The sequence below is a fragment of the Pseudomonas sp. C 49-2 genome (genome assembly GCF_003970195.1).
Lineage (GTDB): Bacteria > Pseudomonadota > Gammaproteobacteria > Pseudomonadales > Pseudomonadaceae > Aquipseudomonas > Aquipseudomonas canadensis.
In genome coordinates this window covers 126,537-152,913 of sequence record NZ_RXYG01000007.1, presented here as the reverse complement: position 1 = coordinate 152,913, position 26,377 = coordinate 126,537, and the positions used below count along the sequence as shown (strand labels likewise).

The 26,377-nt window shown below is 59.4% G+C and carries 27 protein-coding genes and 1 tRNA gene; 22 read left to right on the top strand and 6 right to left on the bottom strand.

Features of this window, described 5'->3' with window-relative positions; genetic code table 11:
• Positions 1-2 precede the first annotated feature (2 nt).
• The gene (locus EJ576_RS15925) at positions 3-209 is read left to right on the top strand and encodes a SlyX family protein (protein ID WP_010208093.1); all 207 of its coding nucleotides are present in this window, start codon (positions 3-5) and stop codon (positions 207-209) included.
• Positions 210-277: 68 nt separating this feature from the next.
• Here EJ576_RS15925 and EJ576_RS30130 read toward each other — a convergent pair whose 3' ends face one another.
• Positions 278-880: a cold-shock protein gene (locus EJ576_RS30130; protein WP_122728578.1), complete on the bottom strand. Its 603-nt coding sequence runs from the start codon at positions 878-880 to the stop codon at positions 278-280.
• A 415-nt stretch (positions 881-1,295) separates the two neighbouring features.
• Between EJ576_RS30130 and EJ576_RS15915 the strand changes: the two genes are divergently transcribed.
• The 21 genes from EJ576_RS15915 (at position 1,296) to nadA (ending at position 19,624) form a co-directional block, all read left to right on the top strand.
• The gene (locus tag EJ576_RS15915; protein WP_122728577.1) at positions 1,296-1,769 is read left to right on the top strand and encodes a Dps family protein; all 474 of its coding nucleotides are present in this window, start codon (positions 1,296-1,298) and stop codon (positions 1,767-1,769) included.
• A 180-nt stretch (positions 1,770-1,949) separates the two neighbouring features.
• Positions 1,950-2,282, top strand: a complete 333-nt coding sequence (locus EJ576_RS15910) for a ribbon-helix-helix domain-containing protein (protein ID WP_028617744.1) — start codon at positions 1,950-1,952, stop codon at positions 2,280-2,282.
• Between the two features lie 168 nt (positions 2,283-2,450).
• Positions 2,451-2,672 carry an FmdB family zinc ribbon protein gene (locus EJ576_RS15905; protein ID WP_016975453.1) on the top strand — a complete coding sequence of 74 codons (222 nt, stop codon included), beginning with the start codon at positions 2,451-2,453 and terminating at the stop codon, positions 2,670-2,672.
• A 107-nt stretch (positions 2,673-2,779) separates the two neighbouring features.
• Complete coding sequence (aspS, locus tag EJ576_RS15900) at positions 2,780-4,555, top strand: aspartate--tRNA ligase (protein WP_122728575.1); 1,776 nt, start codon at positions 2,780-2,782, stop codon at positions 4,553-4,555.
• Between the two features lie 135 nt (positions 4,556-4,690).
• Positions 4,691-5,437: a YebC/PmpR family DNA-binding transcriptional regulator gene (locus tag EJ576_RS15895; RefSeq protein ID WP_122728573.1), complete on the top strand. Its 747-nt coding sequence runs from the start codon at positions 4,691-4,693 to the stop codon at positions 5,435-5,437.
• Between the two features lie 158 nt (positions 5,438-5,595).
• Entirely contained in the window at positions 5,596-6,120 is a 525-nt protein-coding gene (ruvC, locus tag EJ576_RS15890) for a crossover junction endodeoxyribonuclease RuvC (RefSeq protein ID WP_016975450.1), read from the top strand.
• A 67-nt stretch (positions 6,121-6,187) separates the two neighbouring features.
• Positions 6,188-6,799 (top strand): Holliday junction branch migration protein RuvA, encoded by a 612-nt coding sequence (gene ruvA / locus EJ576_RS15885; protein WP_003175802.1) that lies wholly within the window; start codon positions 6,188-6,190, stop codon positions 6,797-6,799.
• Positions 6,800-7,858, top strand: a complete 1,059-nt coding sequence (gene ruvB, locus EJ576_RS15880; protein WP_003193867.1) for a Holliday junction branch migration DNA helicase RuvB — start codon at positions 6,800-6,802, stop codon at positions 7,856-7,858.
• 139 nt (positions 7,859-7,997) lie between these two features.
• Positions 7,998-8,453, top strand: coding sequence for a tol-pal system-associated acyl-CoA thioesterase (gene ybgC, locus EJ576_RS15875; RefSeq protein ID WP_015885610.1), 456 nt, complete (start codon positions 7,998-8,000; stop codon positions 8,451-8,453).
• 1 nt (position 8,454) lies between these two features.
• A complete protein-coding gene (tolQ, locus tag EJ576_RS15870; RefSeq protein WP_015885609.1) occupies positions 8,455-9,150 on the top strand; it encodes a protein TolQ in 696 nt (231 codons plus the stop codon).
• A 23-nt stretch (positions 9,151-9,173) separates the two neighbouring features.
• Positions 9,174-9,626: a protein TolR gene (gene tolR / locus EJ576_RS15865; protein WP_161630238.1), complete on the top strand. Its 453-nt coding sequence runs from the start codon at positions 9,174-9,176 to the stop codon at positions 9,624-9,626.
• Entirely contained in the window at positions 9,626-10,699 is a 1,074-nt protein-coding gene (tolA, locus tag EJ576_RS15860) for a cell envelope integrity protein TolA (RefSeq protein WP_122728571.1), read from the top strand. Before tolR ends, tolA begins: the two co-directional genes overlap by 1 nt.
• A gap of 17 nt (positions 10,700-10,716) precedes the next feature.
• Complete coding sequence (gene tolB / locus EJ576_RS15855) at positions 10,717-11,997, top strand: Tol-Pal system beta propeller repeat protein TolB (protein ID WP_032864323.1); 1,281 nt, start codon at positions 10,717-10,719, stop codon at positions 11,995-11,997.
• Positions 11,998-12,052: 55 nt separating this feature from the next.
• Positions 12,053-12,553: a peptidoglycan-associated lipoprotein Pal gene (gene pal, locus EJ576_RS15850; protein WP_003209827.1), complete on the top strand. Its 501-nt coding sequence runs from the start codon at positions 12,053-12,055 to the stop codon at positions 12,551-12,553.
• 6 nt (positions 12,554-12,559) lie between these two features.
• Positions 12,560-13,393, top strand: coding sequence for a tol-pal system protein YbgF (gene ybgF / locus EJ576_RS15845; protein ID WP_016975447.1), 834 nt, complete (start codon positions 12,560-12,562; stop codon positions 13,391-13,393).
• Positions 13,394-13,557: 164 nt separating this feature from the next.
• Complete coding sequence (gene queE / locus EJ576_RS15840) at positions 13,558-14,205, top strand: 7-carboxy-7-deazaguanine synthase QueE (protein WP_010208116.1); 648 nt, start codon at positions 13,558-13,560, stop codon at positions 14,203-14,205.
• Positions 14,206-14,221: 16 nt separating this feature from the next.
• Positions 14,222-14,896 carry a 7-cyano-7-deazaguanine synthase QueC gene (queC, locus tag EJ576_RS15835; RefSeq protein ID WP_028617741.1) on the top strand — a complete coding sequence of 225 codons (675 nt, stop codon included), beginning with the start codon at positions 14,222-14,224 and terminating at the stop codon, positions 14,894-14,896.
• A 63-nt stretch (positions 14,897-14,959) separates the two neighbouring features.
• A tRNA-Lys gene (locus tag EJ576_RS15830) sits at positions 14,960-15,035 on the top strand.
• Positions 15,036-15,352: 317 nt separating this feature from the next.
• Positions 15,353-16,639: an OmpP1/FadL family transporter gene (locus EJ576_RS15825; protein ID WP_122728569.1), complete on the top strand. Its 1,287-nt coding sequence runs from the start codon at positions 15,353-15,355 to the stop codon at positions 16,637-16,639.
• Positions 16,640-16,756: 117 nt separating this feature from the next.
• Positions 16,757-18,331, top strand: coding sequence for a lactate dehydrogenase (locus tag EJ576_RS15820; RefSeq protein ID WP_256656613.1), 1,575 nt, complete (start codon positions 16,757-16,759; stop codon positions 18,329-18,331).
• Positions 18,332-18,565: 234 nt separating this feature from the next.
• Positions 18,566-19,624: a quinolinate synthase NadA gene (gene nadA, locus EJ576_RS15815; protein WP_068935015.1), complete on the top strand. Its 1,059-nt coding sequence runs from the start codon at positions 18,566-18,568 to the stop codon at positions 19,622-19,624.
• Positions 19,625-19,639: 15 nt separating this feature from the next.
• On the opposite strand, the gene EJ576_RS15810 is transcribed toward nadA, so the two are convergent.
• The 5 genes from EJ576_RS15810 to gcvP form a co-directional block, all read right to left on the bottom strand.
• Complete coding sequence (locus EJ576_RS15810; RefSeq protein ID WP_122728567.1) at positions 19,640-20,128, bottom strand: RDD family protein; 489 nt, start codon at positions 20,126-20,128, stop codon at positions 19,640-19,642.
• 95 nt (positions 20,129-20,223) lie between these two features.
• Complete coding sequence (locus EJ576_RS15805; RefSeq protein WP_034109143.1) at positions 20,224-20,436, bottom strand: cold-shock protein; 213 nt, start codon at positions 20,434-20,436, stop codon at positions 20,224-20,226.
• 394 nt (positions 20,437-20,830) lie between these two features.
• Positions 20,831-21,955, bottom strand: coding sequence for a glycine cleavage system aminomethyltransferase GcvT (gene gcvT / locus EJ576_RS15800; protein WP_068935011.1), 1,125 nt, complete (start codon positions 21,953-21,955; stop codon positions 20,831-20,833).
• A gap of 39 nt (positions 21,956-21,994) precedes the next feature.
• The gene (locus EJ576_RS15795; RefSeq protein ID WP_068935009.1) at positions 21,995-23,371 is read right to left on the bottom strand and encodes an L-serine ammonia-lyase; all 1,377 of its coding nucleotides are present in this window, start codon (positions 23,369-23,371) and stop codon (positions 21,995-21,997) included.
• A 158-nt stretch (positions 23,372-23,529) separates the two neighbouring features.
• The gene (gcvP, locus tag EJ576_RS15790; RefSeq protein WP_126570682.1) at positions 23,530-26,370 is read right to left on the bottom strand and encodes an aminomethyl-transferring glycine dehydrogenase; all 2,841 of its coding nucleotides are present in this window, start codon (positions 26,368-26,370) and stop codon (positions 23,530-23,532) included.
• Positions 26,371-26,377 lie beyond the last annotated feature (7 nt).

Genomic DNA, 26,377 nt, shown 5'->3' with positions numbered 1-26,377 from the left:
TCATGGATCTGCAAGACCGCGTCAACGATCTGGAAAGTCGCCTGGCCTTCCAGGACGACACCATCGAGACTCTCAATGACATCCTTGTCACCCAGCAGCGCGCCGTCGAACGCCTGCAACTGCAGATGACCGCGTTGCTCAAGCGCCAGGAAGAAATGGGCGGTCAGTTCGAAACGTCCGAAGAAGAAGCGCCGCCGCCTCACTATTAATAGGCGTGCATAAAAAACCGCGACCCAGCTAGGCTGGGTCGCGGTTTTTTTTGCTGCGAAGCTGAGTATCAGCGACGCGGCAGTGCAGCGATCACGTCTTCGGCCTGCAGGCCTTTGTCGCGATTCATGACGGAGAATTCCACACGCTGGCCTTCCACCAGGACGCGATGGCCTTCGCCGCGAATGGCCCGGAAGTGGACGAAGATATCGTCGCCCGAATCACGGGAAATAAAGCCGAAGCCTTTGGATGTGTTGAACCACTTGACGGTACCGGTATCCCGATTGGTCATGTCGTAGGTTTGCGACGAGGCCGCAGGGGACGAACGGTAGAAGCTGATGGCCAGGTGAAGAACAATGGCGGCCACAGCAATCACCAGGCTGAGCAGGATGGCCGGGTGGCCGCCGACTTCAGGCATGGGGGCCAGGAGGGTGAGGGTTTGTACGACGACAGTCAGTACTAACAGCGCGCTGACCAGGTTTTGCAGTTGATGACGCGTGCCTTTGTTCCAGTAAGGGATCACCGGTGCCAGCGTCAGGTTAAGAAGGCCGAACAAGGCCAGGTACAGAGCGTCGTTTTGTTCCAGATACGGCAGGCTTTCAGGCTGCAGGCTCGGGATAAAGGACAGCAGCAAAGCTGCAACGCCCGTTAGCAGGTGGACGATTTTCAACATTTTGATTAACTCACGTTAAGACGGATCACAAGGAAGAGCTGACTGGCACGGTTCGCTTCTGAACAATGGGAGGCGTTGGGCACGTGCGCGGGGTATCAGCCTATGCCGCTGCCGCAGAAAATAACGGCGTCGACACGCTGCCTATTTAACAGCAAAGGCTGTGCCTACTCAAATCAAGCATTTCGGGGTATTGCAAGGGTGACGGCATTTCTGCGTCAAACGCTTGTCCTAGACACGTGCGGGCTTTTCCAACAGCCTGCTGGGATGTTTCCCACATGGACTGAAGGCTTGGGCCGTGTCGTTCTGGCAGGCCAAGGCGGGACGAATTGCCGCGCCGGGCTGCGCATCACCGGCACACTTGCTAGAGTGGTCCTGCACCGGATCAATGAATGCTTGTCAATTGAAGGGGATAAACATGGCAATCGATATCGGTATCAGTGAAGAAGATCGTAAATCCATCGTCGACGGGCTTTCGCGACTGCTTTCGGATACCTATGTACTGTACCTGAAGACCCACAACTTCCATTGGAACGTCACGGGCCCGATGTTCCGCACGTTGCACCTGATGTTCGAAGAGCAGTACAACGAGCTGGCGCTGGCCGTGGACTCCATTGCCGAGCGTATCCGTGCCCTGGGCTTCCCGGCACCGGGTGCCTACTCCATCTACGCCCGTCTTTCTTCCATCAAGGAAGAAGAAGGTGTGCCGAGTGCTGAAAACATGATCAAGCAATTGGTAGAAGGCCAGGAGGCGGTCACTCGCACCGCGCGCGGTATCTTCCCGCTGCTCGACAAGGTCAGCGATGAGCCGACGGCCGACCTGTTGACCCAGCGCATGCAGGTTCACGAAAAGACCGCGTGGATGCTGCGTTCCCTGCTCGAAAATCAGTAAACAACTGGCCTGAGCGGCGCCTTCCTGGCGCCGCTTGCTTGTTTCCACGCATTTCCTGGCGTTGTCCTACGCCGATCAACTCCGCGTCTTCTGGCTGCCGCACTCTGCCTGCTGTTTTATAGGGTGATTGCCCAATGGGACACCCCATGGGCGGCTGTTTGGCAATGGAGTGTCAGGTGTATGTCACGCGGAGTGGGTAATGGAGTCATGGAAACCGGTGGTTTTCATAAAATAAAGGTCGACCCCTTTGTTAAAGGGTTCGACATGGGACTGGCCAAGCCATTGTCCCGGTCAGTGAGGCTCAACGGGTTTTCCACGTGCCTGCGGCTGGAGCAGATCTATTGGAATATCCTCACGGAAATCGCCAGGATCAATGCCTGTTCGGTCAGTGCGTTGCTGTCCTATGTGGATCGGGAAGTGCACTTGCGCCATGGCGGCGTGAAGAACTTCAGTGGGTTGGTCAGGGTGGTGTGTGTGGTTCACGCCTTGAAAGAGCGTGTTCAACCTTCTTAGCTACCGGGCTTCGGGGTCATGTCCTCCTTTAAGGCGGGCAAGGCCCCTGGGCAGAAAGCCGGCTGCGCTACCTTGATTTACCAGATATAATCCCGCGCTTTGCTGCGCGTGCCGGGTTGTTCCGGAGCAGGCGTGGCGCAGTAACGTTCTGATCGCCGAGACATCGCCATGCCCATGTACGACTATCAATGTGCTTCCTGTGGTCATCAGTTGGAAGCCATTCAGAAGATCAGCGCCGCGCCGCTGGTCGATTGCCCGGCCTGCCAAGCGCCGCAGCTCAAGAAAATGTTGTCCATGCCAGGCTTCCGCCTGAGCGGCAGCGGCTGGTACGAGACCGACTTCAAGACCGGCTCGAAGAAGAACCTGGCGGGCGGCGACAAAGCAGACTGAGTTGAACTCTACGCGCAGGCTCCTGCATTATCCGTCCCCTGCTTTAATGTACGGTGACGAGGCAAGCCTCCACCGAATTTCGAATTACGAGAAGTGAAACCACTACCATGATGCGCAGCCATTATTGCGGCCAACTGAACGAGACCCTGGAAGGTCAGGAAATCACCCTTTGCGGATGGGTTCACCGTCGCCGCGACCACGGCGGGGTGATCTTCCTCGATATCCGTGATCGTGATGGTCTGGCCCAGGTGGTGTTCGATCCGGATCGCGCCGAGAGCTTCGCCGCCGCCGACCGCGTGCGCAGCGAATACGTCGTGAAGATCACCGGCAAGGTTCGCCTGCGTCCGGAAGGTGCCGTGAACAAGAACATGGCCTCCGGCGGCATCGAAGTGCTGGGTTACGAGTTGGAAGTGCTGAACGAATCGGAAACCCCGCCGTTCCCGCTCAACGAATACTCCGACGTCGGCGAAGAAACCCGCCTGCGTTATCGCTTCCTGGACCTGCGTCGTCCGGAAATGGCCGAGAAGCTGCGCCTGCGTTCGCGCATGACCACCAGCATCCGCCGCTTCCTCGACGAAAATGGCTTCCTGGACGTTGAAACCCCGATCCTGACCCGGGCCACCCCGGAAGGTGCGCGTGACTACCTGGTACCGAGCCGTACCCACGCGGGTTCGTTCTTCGCCCTGCCGCAATCGCCGCAGCTGTTCAAGCAGTTGCTGATGGTGGCCGGTTTCGACCGTTACTACCAGATCGCCAAGTGCTTCCGTGACGAAGACCTGCGCGCTGATCGCCAGCCGGAATTCACCCAGATCGATATCGAGACCAGCTTCCTCGATGAAAAAGAGATCATGGGCCTGACCGAGCAGATGATCCGCAATCTGTTCAAGGAAGTGCTGGACCTGGAATTCGGCGATTTCCCGCACATGACCTTCGAAGAAGCCATGCGCCGTTACGGTTCCGACAAGCCAGACCTGCGTAACCCGCTGGAACTGGTGGACGTGGCCGACCAACTCAAAGCAGTCGACTTCAAGGTGTTCAGCGGCCCGGCCAATGACCCTAAGTGCCGCATCGCCGCCCTGCGCGTGCCTGGCGGCGCGAGCATGCCGCGCAAGCAGATCGACGACTACACCAAGTTCGTCGGCATCTACGGTGCCAAGGGCCTGGCGTACATCAAGGTCAACGAGCGCGCCAATGGTGTTGACGGCCTGCAATCGCCGATCGTCAAAAACATCCCGCTGGACAACCTGAACGCGATCCTCGATCGCGTCGGTGCAGTCGATGGCGACATCGTGTTCTTCGGCGCCGACAAGGCCAAGATCGTCAGCGAGGCCCTGGGCGCGCTGCGCATCAAGCTGGGTCACGACCTGAACCTGCTGACCTGCGAATGGGCCCCGATGTGGGTCGTTGACTTCCCGATGTTCGAAGAGAACGACGACGGCAGCTTCAGCGCCTTGCACCACCCGTTCACCGCGCCGAAGTGCTCCCCGGCCGAGCTGGAAGCCAACCCTGCGGGCGCGCTGTCCCGCGCCTACGACATGGTGCTCAACGGTACTGAGCTGGGTGGCGGTTCGATCCGTATCCACCGCAAGGAGATGCAACAAGCGGTCTTCCGCCTGTTGGGCATCAACGAAGCGGAACAGGAAGAGAAGTTCGGCTTCCTGCTCGACGCCCTGAAATACGGCGCGCCGCCGCACGGTGGCCTGGCGTTCGGTCTGGACCGCCTGGTGATGCTGATGACCGGCGCCCAGTCGATCCGTGAAGTGATCGCCTTCCCGAAAACCCAGAGCGCTGCGGACGTCATGACCCAGGCTCCGGGTGTGGTGGATGCCAAGGCACTGCGCGAGTTGCACATCCGCCTGCGCGAGACGCCTAAGGCTGAGTAAGGCTGCTGCGTGAAAGCGCACTGAGGTTTACGCAGTCTAAAAAGGCGCATCTTCGGATGCGCCTTTGCGTTAAAGGACTACTCCTCGTCTGGGGCGGGGTTGATCAAGGTTTCTATAGAATTTCGGAGTTGTGTTATGGCTGGCCATTCCAAGTGGGCGAACATCAAGCACCGCAAAGAGCGTCAGGATGCCAAGAAAGGCAAGATCTTCACCAAGTGGATCCGTGAGCTGACCGTCGCCGCCCGCCAGGGCGGTGGTGACCCCGGCTCCAACCCGCGTCTGCGCCTGGCGTTGGACAAGGCGCTTGGTGCCAACATGAGCCGCGACATCATCGACCGCGCCGTGGCCCGTGGCGCCGGTGCTGCCGATACCGACGACATGGTCGAACTGAGCTACGAAGGCTACGGCCCGGGCGGCGTGGCGGTGATGGTCGAGTGCATGACTGACAATCGCAACCGCACCGCGGCAGCCGTACGTCATGCGTTCAGCAAGTGTGGTGGCAACCTTGGCACCGACGGTTCGGTGGCTTACCTGTTCGAGCGCAAGGGGCAGATCACCTTCGCCCCCGGCACAGATGAAGACGCGCTGATGGAAGCGGCGATGGAGGCGGATGCCGACGACGTGGTGACCAATGAAGACGGTTCCATCGACGTGTTCACCTCGTTCGCCAGCTTCTATGCCGTGCGCAATGCCCTTGAAACTGCGGGTTTCAAAGGCACCGACGCGGAAATCGTGATGCTGCCGACCACCAGTGCCGAGCTGGACCTGGATGGCGCGCAGAAAGTGCTGAAGATGCTGGATATGCTGGAAGACCTGGATGATGTGCAGAACGTGTATTCGAATGCCGACATCCCTGAGTCTGTAGCCGAACAGCTAGGCTGAAGGGCAATGTAGTTTTAAATGTGGGAGGGGGCTTGCTCCCGATAGCGGTGGTTCAGTCGATTGAGAGATAACTGACACACTGTCATCGGGGGGCAAGCCCCCTCCCACAATGGGCCTCCCCGGTATCAAAAAATGTGTTTACCCAACCCGCAGGCGTTATGACTTTAATCCTAGGTATCGACCCCGGTTCGCGCATCACCGGTTTTGGCGTGGTGCAACAGACCCCGCGCGGCTGTGTCTACGTCGCTTCGGGCTGCATCCGCACCGGCGCGGGCGAGTTGGCCGAGCGCCTGCAGATCGTCTATCGCGGCGTGCGTGAGGTGATCCAGACCTACGGACCGGTCACCATGGGCATCGAAAAGGTGTTCATGGCAAAAAATGCCGACTCCGCGTTAAAGCTTGGCCAGGCCCGTGGCGCTGCCATCGTTGCCGGGGCGGAGGAGGGCATGGAGATCGCCGAGTACACGGCGACCCAGGTCAAGCAGGCCGTGGTCGGCACCGGTGCGGCGAATAAAGAGCAGGTGCAGATGATGGTCATGCACATGCTCAAGCTCACTTCAAAACCGCAGATCGACGCCTCCGACGCCCTGGCCATTGCCATTTGCCATGCGCACACCCGTTCCAGCTTGCTGCCTCATGGGCTGGGTACGGCACGCAGTCGTGGCGGGCGGCTGCGTCTCTGATAGCATCAGCGCAATCGTAATTTCCGGTCAGGCCATGCGCTGACCCCAAGCTTTAAGGATCTGAACCGTGATTGGACGCTTGCGCGGCACCCTGGCTGAGAAACAGCCGCCGCACCTGATTCTGGATGTAAACGGGCTGGGGTATGAGCTGGAAGTGCCCATGACCACCCTGTATCGCCTACCGTCGGTCGGTGAGCCGATTACCCTGCACACCCACTTGGTGGTGCGCGAAGACGCGCAACTACTCTATGGTTTCATCGGCAAGCGCGACCGTGACTTCTTCCGCGAGCTGATCCGCCTCAACGGCGTGGGCCCGAAACTGGCCTTGGCGTTGATGTCGAGCCTGGAAGTGGATGAGCTGGTGCGAGCCGTTTCGGCCCAGGACACGTCCGCGCTGACCAAGGTGCCGGGTGTCGGCAAGAAGACTGCCGAGCGCCTGCTGGTGGAACTCAAGGACCGCTTCAAGGCCTGGGAAGTGGTACCGAGCATGTTCGCCCTGGTGCCGAATCAGCCGGATATGCCGGCGGGCCAGGTTGCCAGCGCCGAAAGCGATGCCGTCAGCGCCCTGATTTCCCTGGGCTACAAGCCACAGGAAGCCAGCAAGGCCGTGTCGGCCATCAAGGACAAGAACCTGAGCAGTGAAGACATGATCCGCCGCGCCCTGAAGGGAATGATTTAAGTGATTGAAGCTGATCGTCTGATTGCAGCCACTGGCCCGCGCGACCGTGAAGAGGTCCAGGACCGCGCCATCCGCCCCCTGAGCCTGGCCGAATACATCGGTCAGCCCACTGTGCGTGAGCAGATGGAGTTGTTCATCCAGGCTGCGCGCGGGCGCAGTGAGTCCCTGGACCACACGCTGATCTTCGGGCCGCCTGGGTTGGGCAAGACCACTCTGGCCAACATCATCGCCCAAGAAATGGGTGTATCGATCAAGTCCACCTCCGGCCCGGTGCTGGAGCGTCCGGGGGATCTGGCGGCGTTGCTGACCAACCTCGAGCCCCATGACGTGCTGTTTATCGACGAGATCCACCGGCTCTCGCCGATCGTCGAGGAAGTGCTGTACCCGGCGATGGAGGACTTCCAGCTCGACATCATGATTGGCGAAGGCCCGGCGGCCCGTTCGATCAAGCTCGATCTTCCGCCTTTCACCCTGGTGGGGGCCACCACCCGCGCCGGTATGTTGACCAACCCGTTGCGAGACCGTTTCGGCATTGTTCAACGTCTAGAGTTCTATAGCACGGCGGACCTGGCGACCATCGTCAGTCGTTCGGCGAGCATTCTCGGTTTGCCGCTGGACCCGGAAGGCGCGTTTGAAATCGCCCGCCGGGCCCGTGGTACGCCTCGGATCGCCAACCGTCTGCTGCGCCGTGTGCGGGACTTTGCCGAGGTGCGGGCCAAGGGGCATATCACCAAGGCGGTGGCCGATCTGGCGTTGAACCTGCTGGATGTGGATGAGCATGGCTTCGATCACCAGGATCGGCGTCTACTCTTGACGATGATCGAGAAGTTCGACGGCGGGCCGGTAGGCGTCGACAGCCTGGCCGCGGCCATCAGTGAAGAACGCCATACCATCGAGGATGTGCTGGAGCCATATCTGATCCAGCAGGGTTACATCATGCGTACTCCGAGGGGGCGAGTCGTCACGCGCCACGCCTATCTGCACTTCGGGTTAAACATTCCGTCACGATTGGGCGAGATGCCTGTAGTAGACGAATTCCTCGATGCAGTGGACGATTAAAAGCTTAACGCCAGACGATTTATCCGAGGTTTGTGCTGTCCTAGTGGCTGGTGACGTCATCCAGTCACTCGAAATGTTTCGATGGATTAAAAAACAGTTGCCCAGCCGGATTGGCAACCTGAGGAGTAAGCACTAGAGTATGCGCGCGCAAAACGGGGATCAGTCGTTCGCACATCGCTGTCGCGTTTATTACGAGGACACCGATGCGGGCGGCATCGTGTATTACGTCAACTACCTCAAGTTCATGGAGCGGGCTCGAACCGAGCGGCTACGGGAGCTGGGCTTTGCCCAATCCCAGCTGGCAGGGGAGGACCTGTTATTCGTCGTGCATTCCAGCGAGGCGCGCTATCACGCGCCGGCGCGGCTGGACGACGAACTGTTGGTCAGCGCTGAAGTAATCGAATTGAACCGTGTCAGCCTGCGTTTCAAGCAGCAGGTCAGGCGGGCAACGGATGCAACGCTGCTCTGTGAGGGGCAGTTCCTGGTGGCCTGTGTGCGCACCAATAGTTTGAAACCCCGGGCCATTCCCGAAGCTCTACGTGCGGCCTTTGCCGACGTAAGCGGCGCGGGTAAACAATCAAAGCAGGAGATTTAGCGTGGAACCTACCGTCGTCGACCATTCCTCCATGTGGAGCCTGGTCAGCAATGCCAGTGTTGTGGTTCAACTGGTCATGCTGACCCTGGTAGCCGCATCGGTTACCTCTTGGGTCATGATTTTTCAGCGCAGCAATCTGTTGCGTGCCGGTCGACGTGCCCTGGAGAGCTTTGAAGAGCGCTTCTGGTCAGGTATCGATCTGTCCAAGCTTTACCGTCAGGCGGGCAGCAACCCGGACCCGGATTCGGGTGTCGAGCAGATCTTCCGCGCCGGCTTCAAGGAATTCTCACGCCTGCGCCAGCAGCCAGGTGTTGACCCGGAAGCTGTGATGGAAGGTGTGGCCCGTGCCATGCGCGTCGCCATTTCCCGTGAAGAAGAGAAGCTTGAGCAAAGCTTGCCGTTCCTCGCCACCGTTGGCTCCGTAAGCCCGTATATCGGCCTGTTCGGTACCGTGTGGGGGATCATGAACTCCTTCCGTGGCCTGGCCCAGGCCCAGCAAGCGACCCTGGCCACCGTGGCTCCAGGTATTGCCGAAGCCCTGATCGCCACCGCGATCGGCCTGTTTGCTGCTATCCCCGCAGTAATTGCCTACAACCGTTTTGCCGCCACCAGCGAAACGTTGATCGGCCGTTACTACACCTTCGCCGACGAATTCCAGGCGATCCTGCACCGTAAAGTGCACACCAGCGAAGAATAAGCAGGTAATTCCCAATGGCTTTAATCGCTCGAGCTCGCAAAAAGCGCAAGCCGGTCGCCGAGATGAACGTAGTGCCTTACATCGACGTGATGCTGGTGCTGCTGGTTATCTTCATGGTGACCGCGCCGATGCTCAATCAGGGCGTGAAGGTTGATCTGCCCAAGGTTTCCAGCGAAGCCTTGCCGCAAGACAACAACACCCAGGTCCTGACCATTTCGATCAAGGCTGACAAGACCTATTACTGGAACCTTGGCAGCGAAGTCGATACCCAGAAACAGCAGGACAAGGCCATGACCTTGCCGCAGATGACCGACGCGGTGACCAAAATCATCCGCTCCGGCAATGAAGGTGGCAAGCACACCCAGGTCTTCATTCGTGGTGACAAAGTGGTCGACTATGGCTCTGTCATGGGCGCCATGGGCGGACTGCAGAAGGCCGGCGTGGGTAACGTTGGCCTGATTACCGAGGCGCCCTGATGCAGCAACAGCGAGAGCCGTCCGCCTCGGAAAGCTTCTTCTGGCCTAGCGTCTGGGCAATTGCCCTGCACGTCCTGGTGTTTGGCATGCTGTTCGTCAGCTTTGCCATGACCCCGGACCTGCCGCCAGCCAAGCCGATCGTGCAGGCGACCCTGTATCAGCTGAAATCGAAAAGTCAGGCCACCACCCAGACCAATCAGAAGATTGCGGGTGAGGCCCAGAAGTCGGCTGCGCGCCAGACTGAAGTCGAACAGATGGAACAGAAGAAGGTCGAGCAGGAAGCGGTGAAGGCTGCTGCGGAACAAAAGAAAGAAGAGGCGGCTCAAAAGGCCGAGGAATCGAAAAAGGCTGACGAAGCCAAGAAAGCTGACGAGGCGAAAAAGGCTGATGAAGCCAAGAAGTCCGAGAAAGCTGCCGAAGCTAAAAAGGCTGAAGAGAAACAATTGGCTGATATAGCCAAGAAGAAATCTGAAGAAGAAGCCAAGAAAGCTGCTGAAGAAGAGGCCAAGAAAAAGGCCGCTGAAGAAGCCAAGAAGAAAATAGTCGAAGACGCGAAGAAGAAAGCCGCCGAAGACGCCAAGAAAAAAGCTGAAGCAGACGAGGCGAAGAAAAAAGTCGCCGACGACGCGAAGAAGAAAGCTGCCGCCGACGCCCAGAAGAAAAAGGCCCAGGAAGCAGCGCGCAAATCCGCCGAAGAGAAAAAGGCCCAGGCCTTGGCAGATCTGCTCTCCGACACGCCGCAGCGTCAGCAAGCCTTGGCCGATGAACGTGGTGATGAAGTCGCGGGCAGTTTCGACGACCTGATTCGGGCGCGGGCAGCAGAAGGATGGACACGTCCACCTTCGGCACGTAAAGGCATGACAGTAGTGCTGCAGATCGGCATGTTGCCGGACGGTACGGTGACTTCGGTCAGCGTGTCCAAGTCCAGTGGTGACGGTTCGTTCGACAGTTCGGCGGTTGCCGCGGTCAAGAATATTGGCCGGTTGACCGAGATGCAGGGAATGAAACCAAGCGACTTCGCTCCCTATCGTTCATTCAAGATGACATTCACACCTGAGGATCTAGCCTTGTGAGAAACCTTCTTCGAGGAATGCTTGTCGTTATTTGCTGTATGGCAGGGATAGCGGCGGCGGATGAAAAGAACATCCTGGTCACCAGCGGTAGCGATCGGGCCACCCCGATCGCGGTAGTACCGTTCGGTTGGCAGGGCGGCAGCGTGCTGCCGGACGACATGGCCCAGATCGTCAGTGACGACCTGCGCAATTCCGGTTACTACGCGCCGATTCCAAAAGGCAACATGATCAGCCAGCCGAACCAGGCCAGCGAAGTCGTGTTCCGCGACTGGAAAGCGGTGGGTGCGCAGTACCTGATGGTCGGCAATATCACGCCGGCCGGTGGTCGTCTGCAAATCACCTACACCTTGTTCAACGTGGCGACCGAACAGCAGGTCTTGACCGGCAGCGTGTCGGGCACTGCCGAGCAGATTCGCGACATGGCCCACTACATCTCGGACCAGTCGTTTGAAAAGCTCACCGGTATCAAGGGTGCTTTCTCGACGCGTCTGCTGTACGTAACGGCTGAACGTTTCTCTGTAGACAACACTCGTTACACTTTGCAGCGCTCGGACTACGACGGCGCACGGGCTGTGACCTTGCTCCAATCTCGTGAGCCAATCCTGTCGCCGCGCTTCGCGCCGGACGGCAAGCGTATTGCCTACGTGTCCTTCGAGCAGAAGCGTCCGCGTATCTTCGTCCAGCACATTGATACTGGCCGTCGTGAGCAGATCACCAACTTCGAAGGCCTCAACGGTGCACCGGCCTGGTCGCCGGATGGTTCGCGCCTGGCGTTCGTGCTGTCCAAGGATGGCAACCCGGATATCTACGTGATGAACATGGCTTCGCGCCAGATTTCCCGCGTAACCAGCGGCCCGGGCATCAACACCGAACCGTTCTGGGGCAAGGATGGTTCGACCATCTACTTCACCTCTGACCGAGGCGGCAAGCCACAGGTCTATAAGGCGAACGTGAATGGTGGTGGGGCAGAGCGTGTTACTTTTATCGGTAACTACAACGCCAACCCTAAGCTTTCGGCCGATGAAAAGACGTTGGTGATGATTCACCGTCAGGATGGTTTCACTAATTTCCGGGTTGCGGCCCAGGATTTGCAGCGCGGAACCGTAAAAATCCTCACAGATACCAACCTTGATGAGTCAGCCACTGTTGCGCCCAACGGCACCATGGTAATCTACGCCACCCGCCAGCAGGGCCGGGGAGTCTTGATGCTCGTGTCCATAAATGGACGCGTAAGGCTCCCACTTCCTACCGCACAAGGCGAAGTCAGAGAACCATCCTGGTCCCCTTACCTGAACTGACGCGGCGCTACAAAAAGAAGTACTTAACACACTGGGGTTCATTAGGAGTTTCACGATGGAAATGCTGAAGTTTGGTAAGTTTGCTGCTCTGGCTCTGGCTCTGTCCGTAGCCGTTGGTTGCTCGTCTAAAGGCGGCGACAATGCCGGTGAAGGCGCAGCTGTTGATCCAAACGCTGGTTACGGCGCTAACACTGGTGCGGTTGACGGCTCCCTGAGCGAAGAAGCTGCTCTGCGCGCTATCACCACTTTCTACTTCGAATACGACAGTTCGGACCTGAAACCAGAAGCCATGCGCGCTCTGGACGTTCACGCGAAGGACCTGAAAGCTAACGGCGCTCGCGTTGTACTGGAAGGTAACACTGACGAACGTGGTACTCGTGAGTACAACATGGCACTGGGCGAGCGTCGTGCGAAAGCCGTTCAGCGCTACCTGGTACTGCAAGGTGTTGCTCCAGGCCAACTGGAACTGGTTTCCTACGGTAAAGAGCGTCCAGTTGCTACTGGCCACGACGAGCAGTCCTGGGCTCAAAACCGTCGCGTCGAACTGCGTAAGTAATTCGTCATGCGAACGTGCCGTCGTGCTCTAACTGTATTGGCTCTCAGCCTCGCACCGCTTGCGGTGTGGGCTGCGGTTCCTGTGGAAGATAGCAACTCTGGCTATAACAATAGCGGGAGCAGTTATCCGCCAGCAGGTTATGGCACGAACGGCGCCTATGCGGGGGGAGCGGCTACGTCCGCTCCCTCGGCACAGGGCGAACTGTTCAACCAGCTGCAACGTATGCAGGATCAACTGGCGCAGCAACAAGGCACCATTGAAGTACTGCAGAACCAAGTGAACCAGCTGAAGCAAGAAGGCCTGGAGCGTTACCAGGATCTTGATCGACGCATTGGAGCCGGCGTTCAACCTGCCGCAACTCCTGATAATTCTTCTGCCGGTGGCGCGCCAAGCGCTGCTGCCGGTGGTGCAGCAGCAGGGGCGGCTGCCAGCCAAGCCCCTGCCGCGAGCAGCGAACCGGGTGATCCGGCTAAGGAAAAGCTGTATTACGATGCAGCCTTCGACCTGATCAAAGCCAAGGATTTCGATAAGGCCAGCCAGGCATTTACCGCTTTCCTGCGTAAATACCCGAACAGCCAGTACGCGGGCAACGCCCAATACTGGTTGGGTGAAGTCAACCTGGCCAAGGGTGATCTACAGGGCGCGGGCCAGGCATTTGCCAAGGTCAGCCAGCTGTACCCCAAGCATGCCAAGGTGCCGGATTCGCTGTACAAACTCGCTGACGTAGAACGCCGCCTGGGTCATACCGACAAGGTCAAAGGCATTCTGCAGCAGGTTGTGGCCCAATATCCGGGGACTTCCGCTGCCCAGTTGGCCCAACGGGATCTGCAACGCTTGTAAGCGATGCAGCCCGTTCAGAAGAAACCCGCGCCTGGCGCGGGTTTTTTCGTTAGAATCCACGCCCTTTTATGAAACACGCTTTTTGGGGTCTACGCGTTGGCGGGGTCCCTCAAAGTGCCTGACGGAGGCGGACAGCCTGTTTAGCTGTTACGCCCGTGGCGACTATGCAAGACACATTACGTATTACCGAAGTCTTTTACTCGTTGCAGGGTGAAACGCGAACGGCTGGCCTGCCCACAGTATTCGTGCGCCTGACCGGTTGCCCCTTGCGTTGCCAATACTGCGACAGCGCCTACGCCTTCAGTGGCGGCACGGTGCGCACCCTCGATGACATCCTGGAGCAGGTCGCCGGCTACAAGCCGCGCTACGTCTGTGTGACCGGCGGCGAGCCGTTGGCCCAGCCCAATGCCATCCCGTTGCTCAAGCAGCTGTGTGATGCCGGCTACGAGGTCTCCCTGGAGACCAGTGGCGCCTTGGACATCTCTGCGGTCGACCCCCGTGTCAGCCGCGTGGTCGACCTCAAGACCCCCGACTCCAAGGAAGCGCACCGTAACCGCTACGAGAACATCGAGCTGCTGACGGCCAACGATCAAGTCAAGTTCGTGATCTGCTCCCGCGACGACTACGACTGGGCGAACTCCAAGCTGATTCAATACGGGCTGGACCGCCGCGCAGGCGAAGTACTGTTTTCGCCAAGCCACCATGACCTGAACGCACGCGACCTCGCTGATTGGGTGGTCGCGGACAATCTCCCGGTGCGCCTGCAATTGCAGCTGCATAAATACCTTTGGAACGACGAGCCAGGACGCTGATATGACTGAACACACCATGGATCAAAAACGCGCGGTAATCCTGCTGTCCGGCGGCCTCGACTCGGCCACCGTGGTGGCCATGGCCCAGGCGCAAGGCTACAGCTGCTACACCATGAGCTTCGACTACGGCCAGCGTCACCGCGCCGAGCTGAACGCCGCCGCGCGTGTCGCCCGTGAGATGGGCGTGGTCGAGCACAAGGTGATCGGCCTGAACCTCAACGGCATCGGCGGCTCGGCGCTGACCGACAGCAGCATCGATGTGCCGGAAGCGCCCAGCGAAGGCATCCCGGTGACCTACGTGCCGGCACGCAACACCGTGTTCCTGTCCCTGGCCCTAGGCTGGGCAGAAGTGCTCAACGCTCGCGACATCTTCATCGGCGTCAATGCAGTGGATTACTCCGGTTACCCGGACTGCCGCCCAGAGTTCGTCGAGTCGTTCGAGCGCATGGCCAACCTGGCGACCAAGGCCGGTGTAGAAGGGCAGGGCTTCCGTATCCTGGCGCCGCTGCAAAACCTGAGCAAGGCCGATATCGTGAAGGCGGGCGTAGGACTTGGCGTCGATTATTCGCTGACTGTTTCCTGCTATCAGGCAGACGATGACGGCCGTGCTTGTGGGAAATGCGACAGCTGCCGACTGCGTGCAGAAGGCTTCCAAGCGGCCGGAATTACTGACCCAACGCGTTATTTCTGATTTATTTCAAATAAGGTGTTGAATAATCCTTAGAAATCAGTATTATACGCGCCACCACACAGCGGGTCGTTAGCTCAGTTGGTAGAGCAGTTGGCTTTTAACCAATTGGTCGTAGGTTCGAATCCCACACGACCCACCATTTTTGGCGGTTTAGAAAATCCGGAAGGCCCACGCAAGTGAGGATTTCCGGGTTTTTTTTTGCCTGTTGGAATACAGAGAAAGCCCCAGGCATACGAAGTGCCTGGGGTTTTTTGTATCCGGGCCATTGTCAGGCTCTGTTCAAAACCACTGGGTCATGATCGGGCTTCAAGGTCATTATTGGGGATGAAAAAACAGTTAAAGTCTTTGAATTCCCTAGGATTGTCCGACAATCACCCGCATGAAAAACTCTTCATAAACCCCTCGCTCGAACGTTGGTAGCTTCCTCGTCGCTGCCCCACAATTCGAGTCCTAATAATGAATAACAAAACTCTTAAAGGCGCCTTGGCGCTCGCCGTTTCCCTTGCCTCAACCCAGCTGTTCGCCGGTGGTTTCGCGCTCAATGAACAAAGTATCAGTTCAATGGGCACGGGTTATGCTGGTCGTTCCTCATCGGCCGAAGACGCCAGTACCGTGTTCGGCAACCCCGCCGGTATGTCTCGCCTGAAGCAGAATGAAGTCAGCCTCGGTGCGACTTACCTTGATGCCAAAACCAACATCAAGGACGCCAGTTCCTCACAGTTCGGTGCCGACAACCCAGGCACCAACAAGGGCGATATGGTGCCCGGCATTGCCGTGCCGATGGGGTATCTGGTCACGCCTATCGATGAGCACTGGGCGTTCGGTTTAGGTATCTATGCGCCGTTCGGCCTGGTGACCGACTATGAGCACAGCTTCCAAGGCAATGGCTTCGGCAACAAGAGCAAGGTGTCGGTCATCACCGTGCAGCCCACCGTCAGCTACGCATTCAACGACAAGATTTCGGTAGGCTTTGGCCCGACCTTCAACCGCATCAGCGGCGAGCTGGATTCCAATGTGCCACTGGGTGGCGGCGCTGGCGAAAGCGTGAAAGTCAAAGGTGATGACAACGCCACCGGGTTCAACGCCGGTATCCTGGTGCAACCCCTCGAAAGTACGCGTATCGGCGTGACCTACCACTCGCAGGTGGTCTACCACCTCACCGGCAAGACCCACGCCTCCGGGGTGATTTCCGATGCCTTCGACGGTGGGCCCCAGCACTATGACGCCAGCTTGAACGTCACCACGCCATCCTCGGTGGATTTCTCGGTTACCCATCAACTGAATGACGACTGGACCCTCTACCTCGGCAGCACCTACACCCGTTGGAGCCAGTTGAAGAAGATCACGATCAACAACGATGGCGTGTCCGATCTCACTGCTCAATTTGGTGGCCTTGGCTCGATCACCGAGCAACAGCACTGGCATGACACCTGGTCCCACGCCATCGGCGCGGCGTATCGGGTCAACAAACAACTGGTGCTACGGACCGGCTTCTCGGTGGACCAGACGCCGACCAATAACACCGACCGTTCCGTGCGGATTCCTACGGGTGACCGCACTGTTTTCAGCCTGGGCGCCGGGTGGACGCCTGTCGACAACCTGACCTTCGATGTGGCGTATTCCTACCTCAAGGAAGAGCCGATCAAGGTCCATCAGAACCTTTCCCAGGTGGGCCTGACCTACGATGCTAAGTACGAGAACAGCGCCAATGGCTTCGGCGGGTCGGTGACTTACCGCTTCTGATGTTCGCAAAACCGCAAGGAGCCAGCTTTTTGGCGTGGCTCTTTGCTATCTATGTGCTGTCAATCGATCGAAGTCTTGGTTAAATTGAGCATTGTCCAGCTCAAGACAGGGATCGTCATGACCACGCTTTCGCCTATTAATACCGGCAATACGCTTATCGCCCGTCCGACAGAAACGCCGCCTGCAACCCAGACGCACAACATTGAAGTCAGCCTGAAGAGGCCCTCTTCAGTCGTCAGCCTGGGCAACGTCGTCTCCGATACGCTTTCCGACACCTATTCCCGTCGCGGGCAATTACCGGGTCAAGAGACCGTGCGCGCCTGGGAAAGTGACAGCCAGGACGCGCTCAGCAAATCGCTCAACGCCAACTTCAATTCGCAGTCGACGGCCAACCGCTTCAGTGGCTTGGGCGCTGGCCTGATTGCGCAGTTCGCCAAGGGCGGGGCAGGGGTTTCCCAGTCGGTGATGTTCGCGAGTGCCGACCGCGCGGCGAACGCAGGTGAAATCAAAGTTGATCAGGGTCTGCTGCACACTAAGGCCGACAACCTGGTCAGCCTCAGCATCAAGACGGCCAGCGGCAAGACCGTCACCTTCAGCCTCTCGAGCCAGACCGATGGCCTGGGTGTGCAGGCCACGGTAGACGGTGGCACCTTGAGCGATGAGGAGCTCAAGGCCGTCGGCAAACTGGGCAGCGCCTTCCAGTCCGCCGTGGATGGATTGACGGCAACGCCGCCGAAGCTCGACCTGAGCCAACTGACGCAGTTTGATACCAAGTTGCTGGCGTCGGTGGACCTCAATGCCAAGCTCAAATCCCTGGACGGCCAGGACCTGAGCCTGGCGTTCCATGCCGACAGCCAAAGCCGCACCACCCGCATGGGGGGGCCGCTCGGCGAGTTGAACCTGGCCGTCGACCTGAAAAACGCCGCGATCCTCGGCAACGCCAAGCAACAGGCCAAGGCCCTGCAAAGCTATCTCGCCCAATTCGACCGGGCACAGGAGCGCGGCAGTGCCAAGCCAGAGCTGATGGCGATGTTCAAAGACGCCTTCAGCGCCATGAATAGCCATTATCCACAGGGCGTTACTCTGCCCGAAGCGTTGACGCGCAACTCAACCGATCAGGGCTTGCTGACCGGCTTGGCGGACTTCAAGGCATCCATCAAACAGGCCAGCGAATCGCCGAACCCGATGCGTCCGTCTGAGGTGGACAGTTTCGCCTATGAGGTTTCGCAAAAGACCCGCGTCGGCGGCACCAGCACCTTGGATCGCAGTGTCAGCCAGGACCAGCAGTCGAGCCTGTCCGCGAGTTTCCATAAAGGGCTCAAGGGCGGCAAAGCGCCTGCCCTGGACGGCAACGCAGAGTCGCAGAACTATCGCTACATACAAGTGCAGGACAAGGCCAGCAGCTCGGCCAAGCTCTCCTACAAGGACGGCCTGCTAGCCAGGGCAACCCTCGATCAAAGTGCCAGCCAGAACACCCGCACGCAGCAGTATGTGATGGGCAAGTTGGTGGAAGACACCACGGTGCCGAAAGAGGCGTCGGTCAAGCGCGACTACCTGGTGCTGCTCGAATACGCCGCCAAGGAAAGCAAGAAGTCCAAGGATGCGCTGGAGGAGTCCACTGTTAAGGAAGCCCTGGCCAGCCTGCATGCTTCGGTAATGTTGCAGGAAGATCCGTCCGCACTGGCACGCTGATACGGCTGTAAAAAAGGCGCCTCCAGTGATGGAGGCGCCTTTTTTTTGCCCGACAGACGCACCGGCGAATGCCAGATTAGGCTTTTGAAAGCCTTGGATATTCTGTAGCCTTGCGCAGCTTCACTTTAACCCGTGCTTGATGAACACAATCACTTCGTCCGGCGGCGCCCGAAGGGCTCCAGAGCCGGTGGTACACTCGACTTTCGCGCAACTGCGCCTGCAGGTCTTGCGAACATGACGCAAATTTCCGAACGCCTTCTGGTTCAAGCCCATCTCGACGCCAAGCAGCCCAAGGCCCTCAGCGCCGCAGAAGAGGCGAACCTGCGTACTGCCATCGCCGCCGAGCTCAAGGCTCAAGACGCGGTGCTGGTTGCCCACTTCTACTGTGATCCGGTGATCCAGGCCCTGGCCGAAGAAACCGGCGGCTGCGTCTCCGACTCCCTGGAAATGGCCCGCTTCGGCGCCGCCCACCCGGCCAAGACCGTATTGGTCGCCGGCGTGCGTTTCATGGGCGAAACCGCCAAGATCCTCACCCCGGAAAAACGCATCCTCATGCCCACCCTGGAAGCCACGTGTTCCCTGGACCTGGGTTGCCCGGTGGAGGAATTCTCGGCGTTCTGCGACCAGCATCCCGAGCGCACCGTGGTGGTGTACGCCAACACCTCGGCGGCGGTCAAAGCCCGGGCGGATTGGGTGGTGACTTCCAGTTGTGCATTGGAAATCGTCGAAAGCCTGATGGACAACGGCGAGACGATTATCTGGGGGCCGGACAAGCACCTGGGCACCTATATCCAGCGTCAGACCGGTGCCGACATGCTGCTGTGGGACGGTGCCTGCATCGTCCACGAAGAGTTCAAGTCCAAGCAGCTTGAAGACATGAAGGCGTTGTACCCGGATGCAGCGATTTTGGTGCACCCTGAGTCGCCGACGGCGGTGATCGAATTGGCGGATGCCGTAGGTTCGACCAGTCAATTGATTGCTGCCGCTCAGCGCCTGCCGAACAAAACCTTCATCGTCGCCACTGACCGCGGCATTTTCTACAAGATGCAGCAGCTGTGTCCGGATAAGGTCTTTGTCGAGGCGCCTACCGCCGGCAACGGCGCCGCGTGCCGCAGTTGCGCACATTGCCCGTGGATGGCGATGAACACGCTGGAGCGCACGCTGCAGTGCCTGCGTGAGGGCAGCAACGAGATCTTCGTCGAGCCGTCCGTGATTCCGCAGGCAGTGCGCCCGCTCAAGCGCATGTTGGATTTCACCCAGGCCGCCCGCCTCAAGCTGGCCGGCAACGCATAACCTTGCAGGAGCCGGTTACTTTTTCTGTTTGGGGATACGAACCAGCTGGCTGTCGGAATAGATGTCATGCCAGCTGCGTTTGCGCTTATCCACCAGCGACCAGATAAACCCCAGCCCCACGCACAACCACGACGCAATCGACACCACAAAGCGCAACAGCGCCTGCCACAGGCTGATGCGCGAGCCGTCAGCGTTCTGTACGCGCACGCCCCACACCTGCATGCCCAGGGTCTGCCCGGAATGGGTCCAGAACTTGGCAAAGAAGCCGAACAGCACAAACAATAGAATCGTCGACAACAACGGGTCGCCGTCCAGCGCGCCGGATTCGGTGAGGGTGCGCATCTTCGCCTCGCCGACAAACGCGATCCAGATCAGCTTGTAGATAAACGCCGTGACGATCAGCAGGGCAGTGCACAACAGGAAGTCATAGAACATCGCTGCCAGACGACGGCCCAGGCCAACGGCGGGGAACTCGCCTTGGGGGCTCAGCAGGGGTTTTGACATGGCAGGGCTCTCTGATTAAAAAAGCCATTTTACGAGCATACGCATATAAAAAAGCCCCTGATGTCACCATCAGGGGCTTTTTGTCGCAGCAAGGATCAGCCTTCTGCTTGTACTTCGTCAGCCTGCATGCCTTTCTGGCCTTGCACGGCTTTGAAAGTGACCTTTTGGCCTTCTTTCAGGCTCTTGAAGCCGTTGCCCTGAATAGCGCGGAAATGCACGAACAGATCCGGACCGCTTTCTGGAGTGATAAAACCAAACCCTTTTTCGTCGTTAAACCACTTGACGGTACCGCTCTGACGATCAGACATTTTCTTCTTTCCTTTGACGCTAGAAATTAATGACAGCCCCTTTCGCATGAAAGAGTACTGGGCTGGGTTGCAGGAAAGTAAGAGACGTCGAACGGGTTGTAGCGCAACTACTTCAGCTACTGCCCAGGTCCAGGTTCCAAGCGACCCATGCAAACACAGTGGATAAACTCTACGCCAACTAATAGAGAAAAAACAAGCCCTGCCAAAAGCCCAGGTTTTGCTAGGGCTTATGGCACTTGGGTGGATGTAGTGGATCCCACTTATTCGATAGAGTTGATCACTTGTTATAGCTTGGTCCCTATAAGAACGACTATCGGGAGTGCACTGTTTTATGGCGATTGCGTTACAAATTAGTGCGCGTTAACGCAATCGCGTTACTTATAGAAACAGTCAATCAGCCACGGTAGTAACGTTGCGGCACAAATGGCATTTTACTTACACGAAGTGGCACCTTTTTCCCACGTACCAACGCAGACACTTCGGTATCCAGCGCGATGAATGCGCTGTCCAGGTAACCCATGGCCAGCGGGCCGCCCAGGGTCGGACCGAAGCCACCGCTGCACACGCTGCCGATCACGGTACCGTCTGCGTCGACGATTTCCGCGCCTTCACGTACGGGCGTGCGCTCTTGTGGCAACAAACCTACTCGTTTGCGGCTCACACCGGTTTGCTGCTGGGTGAAGATGTTGTCCGCACCCGGGAAGCCACCGGCACGCGTACCGTCGGCACGGCGGGCCTTGGAGATCGCCCACAGCAGGCTGGCTTCGATTGGCGTGGTGTCGGCGTTCATGTCGTGGCCGTACAGGCACAGGCCAGCTTCCAGGCGCAGCGAGTCGCGGGCACCCAGGCCGATGGCCTGTACTTCGGTCTCGGCCAGCAGGCTGCGCGCGAGGCTTTCGGCATTGGCGGCAGGCACGGAGATCTCGAAGCCGTCTTCGCCGGTGTAGCCCGAACGGCTGACATAACAGTCCACGCCCAGCAGACGCAGCGTGGCGAACTGCATGAAGGTCATCTTGGTGACTTCCGGTGCTAGGCGCGCCAGTACCTTCACCGCCGCCGGACCTTGCAGGGCCAGGAGTGCGCGTTCTTCGAACAGCGGCTCAATGGTGCACTGGTCACCGATATGCTGGCGCAGGTGTGCCAGGTCCTGGTCCTTGCAAGCGGCGTTGACCACCAGGAACAGTTCGTCGTTACCCAGGTTCGCCACCATCAGGTCATCGAGAATACCGCCCTGGTCATTGGTGAACATCGCGTAGCGCTGCATGCCCACCGGCAGGTCGATGATGTCGACCGGCACCAGGGTTTCCAAGGCTTTAGCAGCATTGGCCCCGGTGAGGCGGATCTGGCCCATGTGGGACACGTCGAACAGCCCGGCCTGATCACGGGTGTGCAGGTGTTCCTTCATCACGCCCAACGGGTATTGCACCGGCATGTCGTAGCCGGCGAAGGGCACCATGCGTGCGCCCAGCTCGATGTGCAGGGCGTGCAATGGAGTTTTCAACAGGGTTTCGGTGGACATATTCAGCTCCTGAAAAACGTGCTGGCGCGCCTTGGGGCGTCAGCACTCGATAATGTTGACCGCCAAACCGCCACGGGCGGTTTCCTTGTATTTGCTTTTCATGTCGGCGCCGGTCTGGCGCATGGTGCGGATGACCTTGTCGAGGGACACAAAGTGCTGCCCATCACCGCGCAAGGCCATGCGCACCGCATTGATCGCCTTGACCGAGCCCATCGCATTGCGCTCGATACAGGGCACCTGCACCAGCCCGCCAATCGGGTCGCAGGTCAGGCCGAGGTTGTGCTCCATGCCGATTTCGGCGGCGTTTTCCACCTGGGAAACGCTGCCGCCCAAGACTTCGCACAACGCGCCGGCTGCCATGGAGCAAGCCACGCCGACTTCACCCTGGCAGCCAACTTCCGCGCCGGAGATCGACGCGTTTTCCTTGTACAAAATTCCGATGGCAGCGGCGGTGAGCAGAAAGCGCACCACACCGTCTTCGTTCGCGCCGGGGATAAAGCGCATGTAGTAATGCAGCACCGCCGGCACGATGCCCGCCGCTCCGTTGGTGGGCGCCGTAACCACGCGGCCGCCGTTGGCGTTTTCTTCGTTGACGGCCAGGGCGTAAAGGTTGACCCAGTCGAGTACCGACAGTGGGTCGCGCAGCGCCGACTCCGGGTGTTTGCACAATTGGCGATGCAGGGCCGCGGCGCGACGCTTGACCTTCAAGCCGCCGGGCAGAATCCCTTCGTTGCGACAGCCCGCGTCCACACAGTCCTGCATCACTTGCCAGATCTTCAGCAGCCCGGCGCGGGTTTCCGCCTCCGGGCGCCAGGCGCTCTCGTTGGTCAGCATCACCTGGCTGATGGACAGCCCGTAGGTGGTGCAATGGCCGAGGAGGTCTTTGGCATGCTTGAAGGGGAAGGTCAGCGGTGTGGCATCCTCGACAATCCGGTCGGCGCCGGCGGCGTCTTCATCCACCACAAATCCACCACCGACCGAATAGTACTCGCGGCTGCGGATCTGGATATTGGCGGCGTCGAAGGCACGGAAAATCATGCCATTGGGATGGTAGGCGAGGGGTTTGCGAATCATCGCCAGGTGTTCTTTCTCGTTGAACGCAATGCTGTGTTCGCCGAGTAAATTCAAGTGGCCGTCCTTGCGCATCTGCGCCAGGCGGGTGGCCACGGTTTCGGTATTCACGGTGTCCGGGTGTTCGCCTTCCAGGCCCAGCAACACAGCCTTGTCACTGCCGTGGCCTTTGCCGGTGGCGCCCAGCGATCCGTAGAGTTCCACCTTGATGCCGGCGGTAGCGCTCAGCAGGTTGTCACGCTTGAGGCCCTCGACGAACCGAGCGGCGGCGCGCATCGGGCCGACGGTGTGGGAGCTGGAGGGGCCGATGCCAATCTTGAACAGGTCGAACACGCTTAAAGACATGGTTGTTCTCCGGTTTCTTATTATTTATCAGGTGTACTCGGTCAAATGTGGGAGCGGGCTTGCTCGCGAAAGCGGTTTCTCAGTTGATACACCTGGTGACTGATCCCCGCATTCGCGAGCAAGCCCGCTCCCACATTTACACCGAGTACATCCTCAGGTTACGCGTAGCTCTCGATCGATGGGCACGCACACACCAGGTTGCGATCGCCAAACACGTTGTCGACACGCCCCACCGGCGGCCAGTACTTGCCTTCGATCAAGGATGGCACCGGATACACCGCTTGCTCGCGGGTGTAGGGATGGGTCCACTCGCTCACCAGTTCAGCGGCGGTATGCGGCGCGTTTTTCAGCGGGTTGTCGTCCTTGTCCAAGGTGCCGTTTTCCACCGCGCGGATTTCTTCGCGGATGGCAATCATCGCGTTGCAGAAGCGGTCCAGTTCTTCCTTGGATTCGCTTTCGGTCGGCTCGATCATCAAGGTGCCGGCCACCGGGAACGACATGGTCGGCGCATGGAAGCCGAAGTCGATCAGGCGCTTGGCCACGTCGTCTACGCTGATGCCGCTGCTGTCTTTGAGTGGGCGCAGGTCGAGGATGCATTCGTGCGCCACCAGGCCGTTGCTGCCGGTGTAGAGCACTGGGTAGTGCTCTTCGAGGCGACGGGAGATGTAGTTGGCATTCAGGATCGCCAGTTGCGAAGCGCGCTTGAGGCCCGCACCGCCCATCATGCTGATGTACATCCAAGTGATCGGGAGGATGCTCGCGCTGCCGAACGGCGCCGCACACACCGCGCCTTCCTTGCGCGCCATGGCCGCGTGGCCGGGCAGGAACGGCGTGAGGTGCGATTTGACGCCAATCGGGCCAACGCCCGGGCCACCACCGCCGTGAGGGATGCAGAAGGTCTTGTGCAAGTTCAGGTGGGACACGTCGCCGCCGAACTTGCCTGGTGCGCACAGGCCGACCATGGCGTTCATGTTGGCGCCATCGATGTACACCTGGCCACCGTTGTCGTGAATGATGCCGCAGATTTCGCGGATACCTTCTTCGAACACGCCGTGGGTGGACGGGTAGGTGATCATCAGCGCGGCGAGATGGTCACGGTGCTCGATGGCCTTGGCGCGCAGGTCTTCGATGTCCACGTTACCGCGTGCATCGCACGCAGTCACGACAACGCGCATGCCCGCCATGTTGGCGGTGGCCGGGTTGGTGCCGTGGGCCGACGAGGGGATCAGGCAGATGTCGCGGCGCTCATCGCCACGGCTCTGGTGATAGGCGCGGATGGCCAGCAGGCCCGCGTACTCGCCCTGGGAACCGGCGTTCGGCTGCAGGGAAATCGCGTCATAACCGGTGGCGGCGCAGAGCATGGCCTCCAAGTCGGAGGTCAGCTCCAGGTAGCCAGCGCTTTGCTCAGCCGGGGCGAACGGGTGCAGGGCGCCAAACTCGGCCCAAGTCACCGGGATCATTTCGCTGGCAGCGTTGAGCTTCATGGTGCACGAGCCCAGCGGGATCATGGTGCGGTCCAGCGCCAAGTCCTTGTCGGCCAGTTTGCGCAGGTAGCGCATCAGCTCGGTTTCGGAGTGATAACGGTTGAACACCGGATGGCTGAGGACTGGCGACTGGCGCAGCAGCGCGGCCGGCAGGGTGCTGTCTACTTTGGCGGCGAAGTCCGGCAGGGCCTTGCCGTCGGCGAAGATTGCCCACAGGGTTTCGATATCGGCCTGGGTGGTGGTTTCGTCCACCGACACACCAAGACGCTCACCATCCACCACACGCAGGTTGATGCGCTGGGCGCGCGCCTTGTCGTGCAGCGCGGCAGTGTTGGCGCCGGTGTTGAGGGTGATGGTGTCGAAGAAGTTTTCCTGCTCGACCTTCAAGCCCAGGGCGGTCAGGCCCTTGGCCAGAATCGCGGTCAGCTGGTGCACACGCTGGGCAATCTGGGTCAGGCCTTTAGGGCCATGGTACACGGCGTACATGCTGGCGATGTTCGCCAGCAGCACCTGGGCGGTGCAGATGTTCGACGTGGCTTTCTCGCGGCGGATATGTTGCTCGCGGGTCTGCATGGCCAGGCGCAGGGCCGGCTTGCCGAAACGGTCCACGGACACACCGACCAGACGGCCCGGCATGTCGCGTTTGAACGCATCCTTGGTGGAGAAGTACGCCGCGTGCGGGCCACCAAAGCCCAGCGGTACGCCGAAGCGTTGCGCGCTGCCGATGGCCACGTCGGCGCCGAACTCACCCGGTGGGGTCAGCAGGGTCAGGGCGAGCAGGTCGGCAGCCACGGCCACCAAGGCATTGGCGGCGTGGAAGCGCTCGGTCAGTGCGCGGTAGTCGAATACGTCACCGTTGCTGGCCGGGTACTGCAGCAGGGCGCCGAAGAACGGGCTGACGTCGGTCAGTTCACGTTCATCGCCCACCACCACGTCGATGCCCAAGGGCTCGGCACGGGTACGCAGCACGTCGAGGGTTTGCGGGTGGCTGTGGATCGAAGCGAAGAAGGCATTGCTGCCCTTGTTCTTGCTCAGGCGCTTGCAGAAGGTCATGGCTTCGGCGGCGGCGGTGGCTTCGTCGAGCAAGGATGCGTTGGCGATCTGCAGGCCGGTGAGGTCGCTGATCAGGGTCTGGAAGTTCAGCAGCGCTTCCAGGCGGCCTTGGGAAATCTCGGGTTGATACGGGGTGTAGGCGGTGTACCAGGCCGGGTTTTCCAGCAGGTTGCGCAGGATCGGCGACGGCGTGTGGCAGTTGTAGTAGCCCTGGCCGATGTAAGTCTTGAACAGCTGGTTCTTGCCGGCGATGGCCTTGATCTTGGCCAGTGCGTCGGCTTCGCTCAGGCCGTCTTCCAGGCCGAGCACGCTGGTGCCCTTGATGCTTTCCGGGATCACGCTGGCGCTCAGGGCTTCCAGGGAGTCGAAGCCCAGGCTGGCGAGCATCTGCTGCTCATCTTCCTGGCGCGGGCCGATGTGGCGGGCGATGAATTCGTTGGCGGTGCTGATGTTGATAGACATGGCGCGC

Bases quoted from the DNA above. Each gene is read 5' to 3' on its own strand.
- ruvC (WP_016975450.1), top strand. From the start codon at position 5,596: ATGACTTTAATCCTAGGTATCGACCCCGGTTCGCGCATCACCGGTTTT.
- tolA (WP_122728571.1), top strand. From the start codon at position 9,626: ATGCAGCAACAGCGAGAGCCGTCCGCCTCGGAAAGCTTCTTCTGGCCT.
- aspS (WP_122728575.1), top strand. From the start codon at position 2,780: ATGATGCGCAGCCATTATTGCGGCCAACTGAACGAGACCCTGGAAGGT.
- tolB (WP_032864323.1), top strand. From the start codon at position 10,717: ATGCTTGTCGTTATTTGCTGTATGGCAGGGATAGCGGCGGCGGATGAA.
- ybgF (WP_016975447.1), top strand. From the start codon at position 12,560: ATGCGAACGTGCCGTCGTGCTCTAACTGTATTGGCTCTCAGCCTCGCA.
- EJ576_RS15905 (WP_016975453.1), top strand. From the start codon at position 2,451: ATGCCCATGTACGACTATCAATGTGCTTCCTGTGGTCATCAGTTGGAA.
- EJ576_RS15910 (WP_028617744.1), top strand. From the start codon at position 1,950: ATGTCACGCGGAGTGGGTAATGGAGTCATGGAAACCGGTGGTTTTCAT.
- EJ576_RS15805 (WP_034109143.1), bottom strand. From the start codon at position 20,436: ATGTCTGATCGTCAGAGCGGTACCGTCAAGTGGTTTAACGACGAAAAA.
- ybgC (WP_015885610.1), top strand. From the start codon at position 7,998: ATGCGCGCGCAAAACGGGGATCAGTCGTTCGCACATCGCTGTCGCGTT.
- EJ576_RS30130 (WP_122728578.1), bottom strand. From the start codon at position 880: ATGTTGAAAATCGTCCACCTGCTAACGGGCGTTGCAGCTTTGCTGCTG.
- EJ576_RS15810 (WP_122728567.1), bottom strand. From the start codon at position 20,128: ATGTCAAAACCCCTGCTGAGCCCCCAAGGCGAGTTCCCCGCCGTTGGC.
- pal (WP_003209827.1), top strand. From the start codon at position 12,053: ATGGAAATGCTGAAGTTTGGTAAGTTTGCTGCTCTGGCTCTGGCTCTG.
- EJ576_RS15795 (WP_068935009.1), bottom strand. From the start codon at position 23,371: ATGTCTTTAAGCGTGTTCGACCTGTTCAAGATTGGCATCGGCCCCTCC.
- EJ576_RS15925 (WP_010208093.1), top strand. From the start codon at position 3: ATGGATCTGCAAGACCGCGTCAACGATCTGGAAAGTCGCCTGGCCTTC.
- queE (WP_010208116.1), top strand. From the start codon at position 13,558: ATGCAAGACACATTACGTATTACCGAAGTCTTTTACTCGTTGCAGGGT.
- gcvP (WP_126570682.1), bottom strand. From the start codon at position 26,370: ATGTCTATCAACATCAGCACCGCCAACGAATTCATCGCCCGCCACATC.
- EJ576_RS15825 (WP_122728569.1), top strand. From the start codon at position 15,353: ATGAATAACAAAACTCTTAAAGGCGCCTTGGCGCTCGCCGTTTCCCTT.
- EJ576_RS15915 (WP_122728577.1), top strand. From the start codon at position 1,296: ATGGCAATCGATATCGGTATCAGTGAAGAAGATCGTAAATCCATCGTC.
- gcvT (WP_068935011.1), bottom strand. From the start codon at position 21,955: ATGTCCACCGAAACCCTGTTGAAAACTCCATTGCACGCCCTGCACATC.
- EJ576_RS15820 (WP_256656613.1), top strand. From the start codon at position 16,757: ATGACCACGCTTTCGCCTATTAATACCGGCAATACGCTTATCGCCCGT.
- EJ576_RS15895 (WP_122728573.1), top strand. From the start codon at position 4,691: ATGGCTGGCCATTCCAAGTGGGCGAACATCAAGCACCGCAAAGAGCGT.
- queC (WP_028617741.1), top strand. From the start codon at position 14,222: ATGGATCAAAAACGCGCGGTAATCCTGCTGTCCGGCGGCCTCGACTCG.
- nadA (WP_068935015.1), top strand. From the start codon at position 18,566: ATGACGCAAATTTCCGAACGCCTTCTGGTTCAAGCCCATCTCGACGCC.